A 13550-nucleotide genomic window follows, 5' to 3' on the forward strand; every position below is an offset into this window, starting at 1 on the left:
GCTGTGTTGCGACTTGTCCGGATTGCGGCGTCAAGACGGGTTCCTGGCCATCGGCTGTCTCCTTTGAGTGAAGGGTCCCTTCTGTTTTCGGTATGGAATTTAGTAGGACTGCAAACCGGATGAATTGAAGCACAGCGAGAACGGAATCGATGCGGATTTCCCGTTGTTTGAAGGTAAACGCCTAAACCCCGTCGCGACGATCGCTCTCCGCGAGACGCTCCGGCCGTACGGCCGAGTGTCGCGTATAACTTAGGTATCGTACGATCACGACTGTCCGCCGCCGATGGGGCCCGACGTTCGGCGCGAGCCATCCACGACTCACACACATACATGAAAAAGACACTTGCCGCGTTGCTGCTCTGCATCGCATTGCCTGCGTCGGCCGAGGTCAGCACCGAGGTGCTGTGCTTCAGGACGACCGGCGACAAACCCGTGCGCTTCGAATTGCGCACGTATTACGACGACGTGGCGAAGTGGCAAGGGGGCGTCGTCCGCTACGCGAAATCGAAGCCGGCGATTCCGCTGCTGCTCAAGCACGTGGATCAGGAAGCACTCGCGGAAGGCCGCCCGTACCAGTTCACGACGACGTGGTGGGAAATGGTAGACGGCAAGATCAACGGCGAATACGAAATGATGAGCCAGGGTGCGATCGTCTATTCGATGACGTACACCAATGCGCGCACCGGCAAGAAGACCGATTTCGCGTGGGCGCAGGACGTCGATGCGTCCGAGAAGACGGGGTGCCGCTGGTAGCGCAGGTTCGAGCGGTGTCGGGAGGTGCATTCGTCACCCGGCGCGCCTTGATCCGCGCCGGTGTCGAGTTGGCTCGGGCGGGCGGTCAGCCGGCGTCGCCGGGGGTGTCGACGTCGATCCCGAGTTCGGTCGCCATGCGCTGAACGAGCGCGTTCAGCCGCGCCACTTCATCCGCAAGCCGCTTTTGTTCGGCCTTCAGCGCCTCGAACTCGGACGGCGGAACGGAATCCGCGCCGCCGCCCGTGTCCGAACCGGCGAAGTCGGCGACGTTCACTTCGCCGCACATCAGGTGCATCCAGCGATTCTCGCGTGCACCGGGCGCGCGCGGCAACCGGACGACGAGCGGCTGCGCACGCGCCGCGAGTTCGTCGAGAAACGCCTCGACCGACGAGATGTCGGCGAAGCCGTGCAGGCGTGCGCTGTTCAGGCGCAGTTCGGCGGCCGTCTGCGGGCCGCGCAGCAGCAGGATCGTCAGCAGCGCGATCGCCTGGCTCGGAATCCCGAGCACACGGTTCATGTTGTGCTCGAAACGCGGCACGCGGCTGCTGCTTCCTTCCATCACGAGGCTCAGGTGCTTGAGCCCGTCGAGCGCGGTCGTGACCTCGTCCTCGCTGACGTTCATCACCGGCGAGCGCGCGGTCTTCTGGTTGCAGCCCGAGGTCAGCGCATTCAGCGAGAGCGGATAGGTGTCGGGCACGGTGTGCTGCTTCTCGACGAGCACCCCGAGAATGCGGGCCTCGAGGGGCGTAAGTTCGCGCAAGGCGCGTGGCGTGGGCATGTCCGGCGTGGTGTTCATGGATGCGTCGCAGCGTGCGGCAAGTGAAAGGAAACGGTCGCGCCCCGTCCGGCGTCGCGAACGGGCGAGCCATATGATAGCTCGCGACGTGGGGCCCGGCGCCACGCGCCGCCATGGCGTGCGGACTTGCCGCAGTCCGCTTTCGTCCAACGTATCGGCCGCGCGGCGGTGCATGCGTTCGACGTCGCGAATTCACGCACCGCGCCCGCGCGCGGCGTCGCCCGCGTTTGCGCGTCGCGCGGGCCGGCGCTACGATACGCGTTCACTTTTGGACATGCCGCGCCGCACGCGGCCGACTTCGCCCGCCACGCCAGCACCGCGCATCGCCCGCCCCGCACGCCGTGCCGCGGCGCATGCGCGCCACGCGTCAACACGCTTCATCCGTTCACTCATTCACCACCATGACCACATCCATCTCAGCGCCGCACGTGCGCGCCATCGTCACCGGACACACGCGCGGCCTCGGCGCGTCGCTTGCCGAACAACTGCTGCAGGAAGGCATCGCCGTGCTCGGCGTGTCGCGCAGCCGTCATCCGTCGCTCGCCGCGCAGGCCGGCGACCGTTTCGCCGACATCGAGCTCGACCTGTCGGACACGTCGGCCGTCGCGGCCTGGCTCGCCGGCGACACGCTGCGCCGCTTCGTCGACGGCGCGTCGATCGTGCTGCTCTTCAACAACGCGGGCATCGTCGATCCGATCGGCTCGCTCGACGCGCAGGACCCGGCGCTCGTCGCGCGCGCGGTCGGCGTGAACGTCGCGGCGCCGCTGATGCTGTCGGCCGCGCTCGTGCAGGCGGCGGCGGCGCCGACCGAATGCCGCATCCTGCACGTGTCGAGCGGCGCCGCGCGCAACGCGTATGCGGGCTGGAGCGTCTACTGCGCGACCAAGGCGGCGCTCGATCATCACGCGCGCGCCGTCGCGCTCGATGCGAACCGCGCGCTGCGGATCTGCAGCGTCGCGCCGGGCGTCGTCGACACGGGCATGCAGGCGACGATCCGCTCGACCAGCGAAGCGAACTTCCCGATGCGCGAGAAATTCGACCAGTTGAAGTCGAGCGGCGCGCTGTCGACGCCCGAGGCGGCCGCGCGGCAATTGATCGGCTATGCACTGAGCGACGCGTTCGGTTCGGTGCCGACGGCCGACGTTCGCGAATTGCCCGCAACCTGATCCGGGATAGAATTTCGCGGTTGCCTTCCCCCCGAGGATCCCCCGATGGTCACGAAGACCACCGCTCCGTTCCAGCAGATCAAGACGCTCGTCCGCCAGAATGTCGACGCGGGCGACTGGCGCCCGGGGGACCGCATTCCGTCCGAACTCGATCTTGCCGCGCAATTCGGCGTCGCGCGCATGACGGTCAACCGCGCGCTGCGCGAGCTGACCGAGGAAGGCGTGCTGAAACGCATCGCGGGCGTCGGCACCTTCGTCGCCGAGGTGAAGCCGCAGTCGAACCTGCTGATGATCGCGCACATCCGCGACGAGATCCGCGCGCGCGGCCACGAATATCGCTGCCGCGTGCTCAGCCAGTCGCGCGAGCCCGCGTCGTTCGACGTCGCGGCCGCGTTCGGGCTGGCGGTCAACACGCCGGTCTTCCACGTGGTGTGCGTGCACGAGGAAAACGGCCGCCCGATCCAGTTGGAGGATCGCTACGTGAACCCGGCCGCCGCGCCCGAATTCATCGACCAGGATTTCCAGGTCGAGCCGCCGTCCGAATACCTGTTCAACAACGTGTCGCACTACGAACTGGAGATCGAGCACGTGGTCGACGCGTCGCTGCCGACCGGCGAACAGGCGCGGCTGCTCGACATGCGCGCCGACGAGCCGTGCCTCACGCTCACGCGCCGCACCTGGACGAACGGACTGCCCGTCACGTTCGTACACTTCCTGCATCCGGGCAACCGCTATCGGCTCGGCTCGCGCTTCAAGCCGGGCGCCGGGCGGCACCAGACCTGAACCTCCCGCGACGCTCGAAAACGACCACGCGCGGCGTCCGCTTCATCGCGAAGCGGACGCCGCGCGCGTGATGTCACCTGATGTCGTCGCGATCCGCCGCTTACGCCCGGATCGCCCCGACCTGCCCCGCGCCGCGCGACCACACGACCGGAAACAGCGGATGCTCGAGCGGCGCGCCGTCCGGCAGTTCGTCCGCGAGCCCCGGGAAATCGGGCGACGTCTTCCAGCGGCGCGGCGCGTGACGGATGTCGTCGCCGACGAAGCGGATCGAAAACGCGCGCCGGCGGTTCTGCGTCCCCCCCGACGCGTGCAGCGTCAGCATCCGGAAGCACACCATGTCGCCCGGCTCGAGCGCCCAGTGGCGGATCGGGAACGCCGAGCGGTCGGCCTCGATATCGGGCAGGTCGGCGAGGCTGCCTTCCGGAAACCACTTCGCCTCCTTGTCCATGAACGTGCGCGGCATCAGCCACGGCCCCCGGTGCGAACCCGCGACGAACTCCAGCGTCGATTCGAGCGGCACCGGATCGACCGGAATCCACATGCTGACGTTGTCGTCGCCTTCGATGTTGTAGTACGGCTGGTCCTGATGCCACGGCGTGCGCTGCCGCGTGCCGGGCTCCTTCACCAGAAGATGGTCGTGATGCAGCCGCACCGTCCGCGTGCCCATCAGCGCGGCGGCCACCGACGGCGCGGGCGAGCGCACGATGAAGTCGCGGTACGCGTCGTTGTGCTGCCAGTTGCAGAAGTCCTCGAAGAACCAGCCCGGGTCGTCGGGCCGGCTCGCGACCTTCGCGCGCTCGCTGGGCTGCGCGAGGTTCGCGTCGATGCCGGCACGCAGCGCGGCCACTTCGTCGGGCGAGAAGATGCCCTTGATGCAGACGGCGCCTTCTTCACGGAAGGCGGCGATCAGTTCGGGCGTCACGGCTGTCGCGACGCGGTCCTGGATACTCGTCATGGCTTGCCTGTCGATTGAATGCGTCACGGGGTCACGGTGCGGCGGTCAGCTGCTGCTTCGCGCCGTAGATGTCGAAGTCGAAATATTTCGCGGCGATCTTCTGGTACGTGCCGTTCGCGCGGATCGCGGCGATCGCGTCGTTGAGCCGCTTCTTCATCTCGGCGTCTCCCTTGCGCACGCCCATCGCGACGCCGTAGCCGGTGATGCGCACGTCGGTCACGTCGGGGCCCGCGAACGCGTAGCCCTTGCCGCGCGGTGTCTTCAGGAACGAATAGCCGGCCTGCGTCTTGTCCTGGAAGGTCGCGTCGAGACGGCCGTTCACCAGATCCTGATACACCTGGTCCTGATTCTGGTACGACACGATCGTCACGCCCTTGGTCGCCCATTCGGCCTTCGCGTACGCCTCCTGCGTCGTGCCCTGGTCGATCCCGACGCGCTTGCCGGCAAGCGACGCGGCGGTCGGCAGCAGCTTCGAGCCGGCCGGCGCGACGAGCGCACCCGGCGACGCGTACAGCTTGTTCGAGAAGTCGATCTGCTTGAGCCGCTCGTCGGTGGCCGTCATCGCGGACATGATCACGTCGAACTTGCGCGCGCGCAGCGCCGGAATCATCCCGTCGAAGCCCTGCTCGACCCACACGCATTTCGCGCGCAACTGCTCGCAGATCGCGTTGCGCAGGTCGATGTCGAAGCCGGCGAGCGAGCCGTCGGGCTGTTTCGCCTCGAACGGCGGATAGGTAGGATCGATGCCCCAGCGGATCGTCGCCGTGTCCTGCGCGACCGAGACGAGCGGCGCGAACGCCAGCGCGGAAACGACGAGCTTTGCAGTGCGGTTCATGGTGTGTCCTTGTGGTCTCGACGCGGCGGGCGAGCGCCGGGCGTCCGTTGGGGAGCGTCGTGCCGGCAGGCCCGGCGCGGTACGCGAAAGACTGGGACTTCGATGAAACTGCGATGCAGTCTAGACCGCTCGATTTTCGAGCGCAAGCCGAAGAAATGGAGGCGGAGTGGACGGGCGGGAATTACGCGGAGAAATCGCGCAGAAAGAGCGATCTAACCCGCAAAATATAGAAACTTGCCGGGAGTTTGTGGGTGTTCAGGCGTTTACCCGGTAATGCGCACAGCCCGCGGAGAGCGTATTCGATCGAATATCCACAAGCCGGGACGATCAGAAATCGCCGGCAAATCAGACCGTCGTCCTTCGGGAGTTACCGTGGCCGCGATTCCGACCTATACCGCATCGATGCCACGGTCGAAGCGACTCATGTGATCGGCGTTCATACCCGCCCGCACCGCTTCCACATCATTGCCGCCCGTGCACCGCAATCAGCCGCGCCGCGCAGCCGGTCACCGGGCGCCGGGTCCGGCGAAACCGCGATTGCCCACGGGCTCGGCCCATGTTAAAAATCGTCGCGCGTATTTGAAAATGAAATGTTGCAAGCCGAAAAAGTGCGGATATGAATAGACCTTTGTTCGACCTCGACCTGTTGCGCGCGCTCGTGATGGTCGCCGACTGCGGCAGCTTCACGACCGCGTCCGCGCGCCTGCATTCGACGCAGTCGACGGTCAGCCAGAAGGTGCGGCGGCTGGAGGAGATCGCGGGGCATCGCCTGCTCGACCGCGGCACGCGCGACGTGCGGCCGACCGACGCCGGCGTGACGGTGCTCAGCTACGCGCGGCGCATGATCGCACTGAACGACGAGATGCTGGAGGCGCTGTCGGGCGCGACCGTCGCGCTGACGATCCGGCTCGGCGTGCCCGACGATTTCGCGGCGGGCCGCACGACCCATGCGCTCGCCGCGTTCAAGCGCGATCATCCGCAGGTGAAGCTCGAGGTGATGTGCGGGCTGAGCCGCGACATCTGCGCGGCCTACGATCGCGGCGAGCTCGATCTCGTGCTGATCAAGCAGCGGCGCGACAGCCGCGAGGCGGTGGCGCGCTGGCCGGAGAAGCTGCGCTGGATCGACAGCGCGCAGCATCCGACGATCGAGCTCGATCCGGTGCCGATCGTCGTGTTTCCGCCGCGCGGGCTCTATCGCGACGACATGATCAAGGCGATCGAGGAACGCGGCCGCCGCTGGCGGATCAGCTTCACGACGTCGAGCCTGAGCGGCATCCAGGCGGCCGTCGCGGACGGGCTCGGCATCAGCGTGCTGCCCGCGCGCGTGGTGACCGACGACCACGTGGTGCTGACCGAGGAACACGGCGGCTTCGCGCCGATCGAGAACATGGACATCGCGATCCTGCATCGGCCGACGGCCGATCCGATGGTCAGCGAACTGACGAAGGCGCTCGCGGCGATGCTGGAGCACGAAGAGGATTGAGCGCGGCGATGCGGGTCCGCATCAACCGAGCAACCGCGTAACCGTGGAATGCACGCGCGTCAGAACATCGTGTTCCCGTTCGCCGCCTGCTCCGGCACCGGCTGGTTCACGTCCCAATGCTCGACGATCTTGCCGTGCTCGAGCCGGAAGATATCCATGATCGCGCTACCGCGCGTGCCGGGTTCGCGCACCGCGTGCACGTGCAGGATCACGTAGTCGCCGTCGACGAACGACCGCTTGATCTCGCTGTGCGACTGCGGATACTTGTCGCGCAGAAACGCGACGAACTTGCGGAAGCCGTCGCGGCCGTCGGCCGCGTTCGGGTTGTGCTGCACGTATCGGTCGCCGACATAGGCGAGCGCGGCATCCGCATCCTTCTCGTTCAGGCCTTTCTCGTAAAACGCGAGCACCGTGCGGCGATTCGCTTCCTGCCGCGCGTCGTCGGGGCCGGCCGCCATCGCATGCACGGCCGTCGCCGCGAACGTTGCCGCCGCCATCCATCTGGCGGCGCGTGCCGCCTTCGTGCGCGTGCATCGCATCGTCGTCTCCCCGGAGATCAGGCTGAAGAAGGCCCGATCATACCGGCACGATGCGGCGCTCGGCTCAGATCAGCACGCCGTTGCGCGCGACGATCTTCCCCGACGACACGACAAGCCGCCGCGTAGGCCGCGCGACGACGGCCTCGGCGAACGTCAGCGCATCGACGAGCACGACGTCCGCACGCTTGCCCGCCTCCAGACCGTAATCGGCGAAGCCGCAGCCGCGTGCCGCGCCATGCGTCACGCAATCGAGCGCGACTTCGAGCGCGTCGTCGCGGCGGAAATCGTTGCGCATGCCGATCAGCATCGCGCGTTCGAGCATGTCGGGCGAACCGTACGGCGTCCACGTATCGCGCACGCCGTCGTTGCCGCCGATCACGGTCACGCCGGCCGCGCGGCACGCGGCGACCGGCGGCACCGGCACCGCGGCCGGCGCGGTCGTGACGATCGCGACGCCGAGTTCGGCCATCCGCGCAAGCAGCGCGTCGCGCTCGCGCTCGGCGATGTCGCCGAGGCAGAAGCCGTGGCTGATCGTGACCTTGCCCTGCATGCCGAGCGCGGCGGTGCGCTGCAGGATCAGGTCGAGCGAGTACGCGCCCATCGACCCGCGCTCGTGCAGGTGCAGGTCGAGCCCGCGGCCGTGACGCTCGGCAATCCCGAACAGCACGTCCACTGCCTCGACCGGATCGCCTTCGATCGCGCACGGGTCGAGCCCGCCGAGCAGGTCGGCGCCCGCGCCGAGCGCGTCGGACAGCAGCGCGGCGGTGCCGGGCCGCTTCAGCACGCCCGACTGCGGAAACGCAACGATCTGGATCTCCACCTGCCCGCGCAGCGTCTCGCGCGTCGCGAGCACGCCGTGCAGATGCCGCAGCCCGGCCTCGGTGTCGATGTCCACGTGCGTGCGGATGCGCGTCGTGCCGGCCGCGAGGAACGCGCGCGACAGCGCGAGCGATGCGGCGCCGGCATCATGGCCGCTCGTCGCGCGGTAGTTGCGTTCGTTCTCGATGCGGTCGACGAGGCGCGGCCCCACCGCGTTGCGATACCACGGCATCCCCCAGTGGGTCTTGTCGAGGTGCGTGTGGCCTTCGACGAGGCCGGGCAGCGCGAGCGCGCGCGCGCCGTCCTCGATCGCGCAGCCGGCGGGCGCGTCGAGCGACGGGCCGACGCGCGCGATGCGCTCGCCTTCGATCAGGATGTCGAGCGCTTCGTCGGCGTGCGTGCGCACGTTGCGGATCAGCAGGTTCGTCATGTCGGTTCCGGTGTGGTCGGTCAGTGCAAGGCCGTCACGATGCACGCACCGCGACGGCGGTCAGGTCGTTATCGCGTTATTGCGTGAAACGCTGTGCCGGCGCGAACGGCGCACCGGTATCGCTTTCGCCGCGTCGGAACACCCAGCGTTCGGCCGGCACGCCGGCGACGGCGGCCGCCGCATTCGGCGCGCGCACCGCGACGAAGCTCGCGTCGCAGCCGACCGCGATGCCGTAGTCGGTCTTGCCGATCGCGCGCGCGCCGGCATGCGTCGCCATGTCGAGTGCGATGCCGAGCGCTTCGTCGGTGTAGAAACCCGAGCGGTAGCCGACCATCATCGCGCGCTGCAGCATGTCGCCGTTGCCGTACGGCCACCACGCATCGCGGATGTTGTCGTTGCCGGCGAACACGTGCACGCCCGCATCGCGCAGTTGCCGCACCGGCGGAAATGCGCAGTCGCCCGGCGCGTTGGTCAGGATCGACACGCCGGCGCTGGCGAGTGCCGCGGCCGCACGCTCGACGTCGCCGTGATCGACCTGGCCGAGCGCATACGCGTGGCTCACGTTCACGCGGCCGCCGAGGCCCGCCGCGCGCGTGCGCGCCGCGATCCGCAACAATTGCGCGATGCCGGTCTCGCCCGGTTCGTGCAGGTGGATGTCGATCTTCGCGCCGCGCTTCTCGGCGATGCCGAACACGATGTCGAGCTGGCCGTCCGCGTCGCCGTCGAGCGTCGTCGGGTCGATCCCGCCGACCACGTCCGCGCCTTCGCGCACGGCCGCATCGAGGATCGCGGCGGTGCCCGGACACGTCACCACGCCGGCCTGCGGGAACGCGACCAGTTCGATGTCGACGATCCCGCGCCATTGTTCGCGCGCGGCCATCACGGCCTGCAGGTTCGACAGGCCCGTCGTCGCGTCGACGTCGACGTGGCTGCGCATCGCGATCGTGCCGAACGCGGCGGCCTGCGCGATCAGCGCATTCGCGCGTTCGACGATCGGCGGCGCGGCCGCGAGCTGGCGCTTCTCGACCGCGAGCCGCTCGCGCAGCGAGCCGACCGGTTCGTGCGGCACCCAGCGGTCGCCGACGAAGCTCTTGTCGAGATGGATGTGGCCGTCGACGAAGCCGGGCAGCACGACGCGCCCGCCGAGGTCGATCGTTTCCGCGCCGGGCGCGGCCGTGCAATCGGCCCCGATCGCGACGAAGCGGCCGTCATGGACGGTGAGGTTGACGGGCTGGCCGCCGGCATCGACGGCGTTGGTGAAGAAGCGGTCGGTCATGACTTGGAATGTGTGGGGCGGTCGCTGCGCGACGCCGGCGCGGACGGGGGAAAGCACCGCGGCCGGCGCGGCACGACCGTTGGCAGGGGAATGCGGTCACGATATCGGACGGGGCGGCCAGTGGCCAATTAAATGTCGCGATGCCGCGCATTCGATTTCGCGATGTGCGGACGGGTCGCCCCGTCGGGCCTGGCGCGGCGATGGGGTGCGATCATCGGGGCGGCGCCCGCCTTGCCGATAAACGTGCTTCGGCGCGGTCGCGGTCGGGCGTATCGCGCCGCCGCGCCCGGCCGCGATTTGCGCGGCAACAGACTTTACACGTTGTTACCCGGCCGCACCGGACGCGCAATCGCCCTTTCCTTATACTCACGCCGAGTTCGCCACCCGTCCCGGAATTCGTCGGCGAACACGTTGCCGATGCAGGAAACATCATGATGCGCATGCCTTCCACGAAGACCGTTCTGTTCGCCTCGCTCGTCGCCGTGGCGGCGCTTCCGCTGACCGCCTGTGTCGCGCCGGGCTACTATGGCGCGCAGCCGGGCTATCCGCAGCAGCAATACGCGACGCCCGGTTACGCGCAGCCCGCGTATTCGCAACCCGGCTACGTGCAGCAGCCGGCGTATCCGAGCCAGGCGCCGCAGTACGACCAATACGGCAACCCGCAGTACGGCGGCCAGTACGGCAACGGCTACGGCACGCAATACGGCACCGTCGCGAACATCCAGCCGGTCAGCGGCTCGATCGGCGCGTCGGGCGTGGCCGGCACCGTCGTCGGTGCGCTGGTCGGCGGCCTGGTGGGCAACCAGTTCGGCCGCGGCCACGGCCGCGATGCGGCCACCGTGATCGGCGCGCTCGGCGGCGCCGTCGCCGGCAACCAGATCGGTCAGCAGATGGGCGCGGCCCAACCGCCGAGCAGCTATCGGATCGACGTGCAGGTCAGCGACGGCTCGACGCGCTCGTTCGACGTGCAGTCGCCGGGCAACCTGCGCCCGGGCGATCGCGTCCAGATCAACGGCAATCAGCTGTCGCGGTATTGACGTGAGTCGCATGCGCCTGAGCTGATCGGGCGCATCGCGGACACCTCGCCTCACCTCACGTCGCGTCGGAATTTCGCGCGCCCGGCACCATGCGCCGCTTCGGCGCAACGCATGGGCGCGCCTCGCTTCATCCCGCTCCTTCCCTCCGCGCGGCATGTTTGTCGCGTACGGCATGGCGTCGTCACGCACCGCACGTCGCGCGCCACCCGCGGTCGGGCTCGCATCGAACGCAGCGGCCGGTATGTCCGCATCCGGCTCGTTTCCACTTGCATCCGTTCGACACCGAGTGCGCGATTGCCCGCAGGCATCGCGAACGCTCATCGATTCTCCACGCGTCACCTCCATCGCCCTTCGCCCATCGGTGCCGTGTTGCTTCACGCATGCCGATGCGGCACGTCGAACGCACGAGCAAGCGCATGCGTTTCCGCTTAGCATTGCCGATGCCCTGCCGCGCATCGCGCCGCAGATTCCGATATCCCGGCACACCAACGACAATTCCGACCGATGATCACGATCCGCCTGCTCGACGCCGCCGACGCGGCGCAATTCCAGTCCGTCCGCCTGCGCGCGGTCGACACGTCGCCGACCTCGTTCCTGCCGACCCGCGACGAAGAAGCAGGCGTCCCGATCGATGAATTCGCGACGCGCATCACCCCGACCCGCGAGCGCGCCGTGTTCGGCGCGTTCGACGACGCAACGCTCGTCGGCATCACGGGCGTGCGCCGCGATGCGCGCGCGAAAGTCGCGCACAAGGCGACGATCTGGGGCGTGTTCGTCGACCCCGCGTATCGCGGGCGCGGCATCGCGCAATCGCTGCTCGACAGCGCGACCGCGCACGCAGCGCACGCGTGGCAGTGCACGCAGCTGGTCCTGTGCGTGAACGCGATCAACGGCACCGCGGAACGGCTGTACGCGTCGCAGGGGTTCGTCCGGTTCGGCACGGAACCGCGGTCGCTGTTCGTCGACGGCCGCTTCTACGACGAACACCACATGGTCAAGACGCTGGCATGACCCATCGCTCCGTCACCGCTTGTCGGCGATCGTCACGTTCGTCAGCGTCATCGCACTCACGTTGAACGCATGGATCGGCCCCGGCGCGCCGATCGCCTGTGTGCGCCCACTCACTTCTCAGCCATAGAAAAAAAGACATACGTTGTCGTATCTTTATGCGCAAAAACTCCATGCCTGATGGATACGCGGTCAGGCCCGAATCGACCGCGCGCATGGAATATGACAAGCTCGCGGAAGCATCACCCGTCCATGCAACCCCGTCACAGGAGCCTCAATTGCAGACCCGCCACGGAGTCGACCTCCTCCGCGCCCGCGCACTGTTCGATCGCGAGCGCCGTGCATTCACCGAAGCCATGCCGATCTCCCGCGCATTGTCCGCGGAAGCGTCCGAGCATTTGCTGTTCGGCGTGCCGTTGCACTGGATGCGGGACTGGTCGACGCCGTTCTCGCTGGTCGTGAAGGAAGCGCGCGGCGCGACCTTCACCGACGTCGACGGTCATCGCTACGCGGACTTCTGTCTCGGCGACACCGGCGCGATGTTCGGCCATGCGCCCGAGCCGGTCGCGCGCGCACTTGCCGAGCAGGCGACGCGCGGCTACACGACGATGCTGCCAAGCGAGGACGCGGCGTGGGTCTCGCGCGAACTCGCGCGCCGCTTCAAGCTGCCGTTCTGGCAATTCGCGCTGAGCGCGAGCGACGCGAACCGCTTCGTGCTGCGCTGGGCGCGCGCGGCCACCGGCCGCAATACGATCGTCGTGTTCAACGGCTGCTATCACGGCACGGTCGACGACGTGTTCGTCGATCTCGTCGACGGCCGCCCGGTGCAGCGCGACAGCCTGCTCGGGCAGTCCTACGACCTGCTCGCGAACACGCGCGTCGTCGAGTTCAACGATCTCGACGCGCTCGAAGCGGCGCTGAAGGACGGTAACGTCGCGTGCGTGCTCGCCGAGCCGGCGATGACGAACATCGGGATGGTGCTGCCCGATTCGGGCTTCTGGGAGGCCGCACGCGAACTGACGCGCCGCTACGGCACGCTGCTCGTGATCGACGAAACGCACACGATCAGCAGCGGCCCCGGCGGCTACGCGGCCGCACACGGTCTCGAACCGGACGCGCTGGTGGTCGGCAAGCCGATCGCGGGCGGCGTCCCGTGCGCGGTCTACGGGTTCAGCGCCGAATTCGCCGCGCGCGCGAAAGAGGCGAAGCTGAACGCGCCGCCCGGCCATTCCGGGATCGGCACGACGCTCACCGCGAACATGCTCGCGATGCATGCAATGCGCGCGACGCTCGCCGAGGTCGCGACCGATGCCGCGTATGCGCACATGTTCGAACTGGCCGCGCGGCTCGCGACCGGGCTCGAACGGGCGATCGCGAAACACGGGCTGCCGTGGTGCGTGACGCGCATCGGCGCGCGCACCGAGTTCCAGTTCACGCCCGTGCCGCCGCGCAACGGCACGATCGCGGGCGAACAGCTCGACAGCGAGCTCGAGCACATCGTGCATCTGTACCTGCTGAACCGCGGCGTGCTGATCACGCCGTTCCACAACATGATGCTCGTGTGCCCGCAAACGACGGCCGACGATGTCGATACGCTCGTCGCGCAGTTCGACGCATGCCTGGGCGAACTGGCGTGACGTGATGCAGTGTGCGGTCGGCTCGCCCGCGAC

13 protein-coding genes are annotated in these 13550 nt (G+C 68.1%); 7 read left to right on the forward strand and 6 right to left on the reverse strand.

Annotated elements, in window-relative coordinates:
- Positions 1-330: 330 nt before the first annotated feature.
- Complete coding sequence (locus WS45_RS03170) at positions 331-753, forward strand: hypothetical protein (RefSeq protein ID WP_059689263.1); 423 nt, start codon at positions 331-333, stop codon at positions 751-753.
- A gap of 85 nt (positions 754-838) precedes the next feature.
- Here WS45_RS03170 and WS45_RS03175 read toward each other — a convergent pair whose 3' ends face one another.
- Positions 839-1549 carry a YceH family protein gene (locus WS45_RS03175; RefSeq protein WP_059689262.1) on the reverse strand — a complete coding sequence of 237 codons (711 nt, stop codon included), beginning with the start codon at positions 1547-1549 and terminating at the stop codon, positions 839-841.
- Between the two features lie 401 nt (positions 1550-1950).
- On the opposite strand from WS45_RS03175, the gene WS45_RS03180 reads away from it, so the two are divergent.
- Together WS45_RS03180 and hutC are read left to right on the forward strand one after the other, a co-directional pair.
- Complete coding sequence (locus tag WS45_RS03180) at positions 1951-2715, forward strand: SDR family oxidoreductase (RefSeq protein ID WP_059698129.1); 765 nt, start codon at positions 1951-1953, stop codon at positions 2713-2715.
- 45 nt (positions 2716-2760) lie between these two features.
- Positions 2761-3498: a histidine utilization repressor gene (hutC, locus tag WS45_RS03185; protein WP_059528884.1), complete on the forward strand. Its 738-nt coding sequence runs from the start codon at positions 2761-2763 to the stop codon at positions 3496-3498.
- A 100-nt stretch (positions 3499-3598) separates the two neighbouring features.
- On the opposite strand, the gene WS45_RS03190 is transcribed toward hutC, so the two are convergent.
- Both WS45_RS03190 and WS45_RS03195 read right to left on the reverse strand, forming a co-directional pair.
- Positions 3599-4453, reverse strand: coding sequence for a phytanoyl-CoA dioxygenase family protein (locus WS45_RS03190; protein WP_059528887.1), 855 nt, complete (start codon positions 4451-4453; stop codon positions 3599-3601).
- A 31-nt stretch (positions 4454-4484) separates the two neighbouring features.
- Positions 4485-5288 (reverse strand): ABC transporter substrate-binding protein, encoded by an 804-nt coding sequence (locus WS45_RS03195; protein WP_059528891.1) that lies wholly within the window; start codon positions 5286-5288, stop codon positions 4485-4487.
- Between the two features lie 616 nt (positions 5289-5904).
- Here WS45_RS03195 and WS45_RS03200 point away from each other — a divergent pair.
- Positions 5905-6771, forward strand: coding sequence for a LysR family transcriptional regulator (locus WS45_RS03200; protein WP_059689257.1), 867 nt, complete (start codon positions 5905-5907; stop codon positions 6769-6771).
- Positions 6772-6830: 59 nt separating this feature from the next.
- Here WS45_RS03200 and WS45_RS03205 read toward each other — a convergent pair whose 3' ends face one another.
- The 3 genes from WS45_RS03205 to WS45_RS03215 all read right to left on the reverse strand — a co-directional run bounded on the left by WS45_RS03205 (position 6831) and on the right by WS45_RS03215 (position 9835).
- Positions 6831-7310 carry a nuclear transport factor 2 family protein gene (locus WS45_RS03205; protein WP_059698131.1) on the reverse strand — a complete coding sequence of 160 codons (480 nt, stop codon included), beginning with the start codon at positions 7308-7310 and terminating at the stop codon, positions 6831-6833.
- Positions 7311-7374: 64 nt separating this feature from the next.
- On the reverse strand, positions 7375-8559 hold the full coding sequence (locus WS45_RS03210) for an amidohydrolase family protein (RefSeq protein ID WP_059698232.1): 1185 nt from the start codon (positions 8557-8559) through the stop codon (positions 7375-7377).
- Between the two features lie 76 nt (positions 8560-8635).
- Entirely contained in the window at positions 8636-9835 is a 1200-nt protein-coding gene (locus WS45_RS03215) for an amidohydrolase family protein (RefSeq protein ID WP_059698134.1), read from the reverse strand.
- A 431-nt stretch (positions 9836-10266) separates the two neighbouring features.
- On the opposite strand from WS45_RS03215, the gene WS45_RS03220 reads away from it, so the two are divergent.
- From WS45_RS03220 to WS45_RS03230, 3 genes are all read left to right on the forward strand, one after another.
- Positions 10267-10872: a glycine zipper 2TM domain-containing protein gene (locus WS45_RS03220; RefSeq protein ID WP_059528908.1), complete on the forward strand. Its 606-nt coding sequence runs from the start codon at positions 10267-10269 to the stop codon at positions 10870-10872.
- A gap of 504 nt (positions 10873-11376) precedes the next feature.
- On the forward strand, positions 11377-11883 hold the full coding sequence (locus WS45_RS03225; RefSeq protein ID WP_059698136.1) for a GNAT family N-acetyltransferase: 507 nt from the start codon (positions 11377-11379) through the stop codon (positions 11881-11883).
- 275 nt (positions 11884-12158) lie between these two features.
- Positions 12159-13517: an aspartate aminotransferase family protein gene (locus WS45_RS03230; RefSeq protein ID WP_059698138.1), complete on the forward strand. Its 1359-nt coding sequence runs from the start codon at positions 12159-12161 to the stop codon at positions 13515-13517.
- Positions 13518-13550 lie beyond the last annotated feature (33 nt).

Source organism: Burkholderia sp. RF2-non_BP3, assembly GCF_001522185.1.
Classification (GTDB): Bacteria; Pseudomonadota; Gammaproteobacteria; order Burkholderiales; family Burkholderiaceae; genus Burkholderia; species Burkholderia diffusa.

Excerpts from the sequence above, each read along its gene's own strand:
- WS45_RS03210 (WP_059698232.1), bottom strand. The coding sequence starts at position 8,559 with ATGACGAACCTGCTGATCCGCAACGTGCGCACGCACGCCGACGAAGCG.
- WS45_RS03220 (WP_059528908.1), top strand. The coding sequence starts at position 10,267 with ATGATGCGCATGCCTTCCACGAAGACCGTTCTGTTCGCCTCGCTCGTC.
- WS45_RS03205 (WP_059698131.1), bottom strand. The coding sequence starts at position 7,310 with ATGCGATGCACGCGCACGAAGGCGGCACGCGCCGCCAGATGGATGGCG.
- WS45_RS03190 (WP_059528887.1), bottom strand. The coding sequence starts at position 4,453 with ATGACGAGTATCCAGGACCGCGTCGCGACAGCCGTGACGCCCGAACTG.
- WS45_RS03200 (WP_059689257.1), top strand. The coding sequence starts at position 5,905 with ATGAATAGACCTTTGTTCGACCTCGACCTGTTGCGCGCGCTCGTGATG.
- WS45_RS03195 (WP_059528891.1), bottom strand. The coding sequence starts at position 5,288 with ATGAACCGCACTGCAAAGCTCGTCGTTTCCGCGCTGGCGTTCGCGCCG.
- WS45_RS03225 (WP_059698136.1), top strand. The coding sequence starts at position 11,377 with ATGATCACGATCCGCCTGCTCGACGCCGCCGACGCGGCGCAATTCCAG.
- WS45_RS03175 (WP_059689262.1), bottom strand. The coding sequence starts at position 1,549 with ATGAACACCACGCCGGACATGCCCACGCCACGCGCCTTGCGCGAACTT.
- hutC (WP_059528884.1), top strand. The coding sequence starts at position 2,761 with ATGGTCACGAAGACCACCGCTCCGTTCCAGCAGATCAAGACGCTCGTC.
- WS45_RS03180 (WP_059698129.1), top strand. The coding sequence starts at position 1,951 with ATGACCACATCCATCTCAGCGCCGCACGTGCGCGCCATCGTCACCGGA.
- WS45_RS03215 (WP_059698134.1), bottom strand. The coding sequence starts at position 9,835 with ATGACCGACCGCTTCTTCACCAACGCCGTCGATGCCGGCGGCCAGCCC.
- WS45_RS03170 (WP_059689263.1), top strand. The coding sequence starts at position 331 with ATGAAAAAGACACTTGCCGCGTTGCTGCTCTGCATCGCATTGCCTGCG.